The sequence below is a fragment of the Komagataeibacter kakiaceti JCM 25156 genome, assembly GCF_000613305.1.
Genome location: NZ_BAIO01000339.1, coordinates 1 through 2,599, shown reverse-complemented (window position 1 = coordinate 2,599; position 2,599 = coordinate 1). Strand labels below are relative to the sequence as shown.

2 protein-coding genes and 1 pseudogene are annotated in these 2,599 nt (G+C 61.1%); all 3 read left to right on the top strand.

What is annotated here, in order from left to right; genetic code table 11:
• Nucleotides 1–342: pseudogene (locus JCM25156_RS13410) on the top strand (phage terminase large subunit); the annotation flags it as partial.
• A 103-nt stretch (nucleotides 343–445) separates the two neighbouring features.
• Complete coding sequence (locus JCM25156_RS28940) at nucleotides 446–751, top strand: hypothetical protein (RefSeq protein ID WP_148299394.1); 306 nt, start codon at nucleotides 446–448, stop codon at nucleotides 749–751.
• A 298-nt stretch (nucleotides 752–1,049) separates the two neighbouring features.
• The gene (locus JCM25156_RS13400; protein WP_025813482.1) at nucleotides 1,050–2,462 is read left to right on the top strand and encodes a phage portal protein; all 1,413 of its coding nucleotides are present in this window, start codon (nucleotides 1,050–1,052) and stop codon (nucleotides 2,460–2,462) included.
• Nucleotides 2,463–2,599 lie beyond the last annotated feature (137 nt).

Here is a 2,599-nt window from a genome sequence, read left to right as displayed (position 1 = left end):
CGAACGCATTGTTGGCCGAGCATAATTTTGGCGGGCGCGCTGGTGGAAGCCACGCTGCGCGGCATCAACCCGGCGGCCCCCCTGCGCATGGTTACCGCCAGCCGGGGCAAGGCTGCGCGAGCCGAGCCTGTAGCCGCGTTATATGAACAGGGCCGCGTGACGCATCACGCACCTTCGCCACGATGGAGGAACAGTTATGTCAGTTTTCCGCTGCCGGCTACCATGGCCCCCATTCTCCCGACCGCCGATGCGCTGGTATGGGCACTGAGTGACCTCATGCTTGCCGCCCCCCTGCCAGCGCCAGCGCGATGGACGCCCACGCGTTTCAATATCGGGCGGTAAGCCCGGCCTTTCCATGATCGGATGGCTTTCCCGAAATTCCGTGCTGGGAACGTTGCCGCCATTCAGGCTGTAAGGGTTTGCAACCCGATGCATATGCATAGGCATGATGGCGGGAACCGGTATCAGGCTCCCTGCTGGAAATAGGGAAAGGAGAACCGCCCCCTTGGTCTTTAGAGACATCCGCAAGGTGCTGGTCATGTCACTTTGTGGGGCCTGCCTCCTTTTCCCACCACCGTCTGGTGCTTTTGCCCGGAGCGGGGTGATACCACAGCAGAAGGTCGTGGCTTTTTACCGCTGGTATATGCGTGTCCGGGAAAAAGCGGTCAGAACCCTCAATATGATCTATCTGGAGGAAGCGATTATTTTCTCCATACCCAGGATCATGATGTTCACCGGGCCGCGCACCTGAACGCAGGAACAGGTAGTTCCCGTTCGGGGATATATACTGTCATTCACCCTGTCCGAAGTCATGATACCTGTTTTGCAGACGTGACGGCCTTTCTGCCACCCGTGACCTGCCACTTTTATCGCATGCCTGAAAACCACCATGTAATATATTCAGTAAATCATAATATATTTTGGTGAAGTTTTTTAAAATATAGGTAAAGAATATTATTAATATATGCTTATGTTTACATCAATAAATACATAATATTCGCCCGACAGTTCCGCTGTCATCATACCGCCACGCCTATCGGAGAAATCACATGGACTGGCAGGAACTCAAGAAAACCTATCCGCGTGACCCGGACCTGCCCGCCCGCGCGCATGACCTCGCCGCCCTGACGCGTGTGCGTGAGGGGACGCAGTACGACGCCATCCCCAACCCGTTCGGCACAGAGTATAACGGGGCAGGGGAATATATACCGCTGGCGTGCCGCAGGCCGTCGGTCCGGACCAATATGTGCCGCGCGGTGGTGGATGATGCCGTCTCATTGGTATTCGGGGCGTCCCACTGGCCTGCAACGGGGGCGCACGACCCGGCGCTGCCCGGCATACTGGCGCAGATGGCCACGGAAACAGCGCTGCCCGCGCTCATGACGGATGCCGCCACGCGCGGTAGCATCGGTTCGGTTGCGGTGCTGCTGGAAGCCGTGGACCATCGCCTGCGCCTGCAGGTACATGATACGCTGTACCTGACCCCGCAATGGGACGCCTGTGGCGAACTTTCCAGCGTAACGGAACGCTACAAGGTACCCGGCCATGTTCTGGCCGCGCAGGGCTGTCCCATCGGGGCGCAGGACGGGGCGAGCCTGTTCTGGTGGCAACGTGTGTGGGACCGGACGGATTGCCATGTTTATGTGCCCCAGCGTGTCGATGCGGGCCTGCCCGTGCGGGTGGATGGCGCGCGCGGCATGCATCATGGCCTTGGCTTCGTGCCCTGGGTGTGGATGGCGAACCTTGCCGCCCCCGGCGTGATTGACGGGCCATGCACCTTCGCCCCCGCCATTGATACGGTCATCGAGTGCGATTACCTGCTGTCCCAATCCGGGCGGGGACTGAAATACAGCGCCGACCCGCGCCTTGTCATCCGCGCGGGGCCGGATCCGTATGCCGATGGCACGCCTGCGGCTACCGGCGGGGCGGCGAGCGCGCTGACCCTGCCGCTGGATGGCGACGCCAAGCTGCTGGAAATAAACGGTGACGCGGCGGACGCCATGCGCGCGCATTACCGTGAACTACGCGCCAGCGTGATGGAGCAGATCCATGGCAACCGCGCCCAGGCCGACAGTCTGGCCGCCCCCACATCGGGCCGGGCGATGGAGATGCTGTACCAGCCGCTTCTGTGGCTGGCGGACCGGATGCGCCTTTCCTACGGTGAATATGGGCTGCTGGCGCTGTACCGCATGGTCTGCCGTTTTTCACAGGCCATACATGGTGGCCTGCGCATTGGCGGCGTGGAGTATGCTGACCTTGATTCCAGTGGCCTGGCGTTACAGTGGCCCCCCTATTTTCCGGGCACGGAGGCTGAACTGGCGCAACTTGCACAGGGGCTGAATACGGCGGTGCAGGGCGGCTTCGTTTCACGTCAGACGGCCTGCGCCATTTTTGCCGCGCGTGCGGGCGCTCCGTCACCCCATGCGGAATGGGCACGTATCAGCGCCGACAGCCTGACCTGATTTTACCTGTTACGGAGAGACCCCATGACCCGATCAAGCGTTCCCGAAACCCCCGATATGGCCACCCTGCGCCGTGAACTGGACACCCTGCGCGCCGAACGTGACGAAGCCATGCAGGCCCGCACCGCGCTGAAGAG

Excerpts from the sequence above, each read along its gene's own strand:
- JCM25156_RS28940 (WP_148299394.1), top strand. The coding sequence starts at position 446 with ATGATGGCGGGAACCGGTATCAGGCTCCCTGCTGGAAATAGGGAAAGG.
- JCM25156_RS13400 (WP_025813482.1), top strand. The coding sequence starts at position 1,050 with ATGGACTGGCAGGAACTCAAGAAAACCTATCCGCGTGACCCGGACCTG.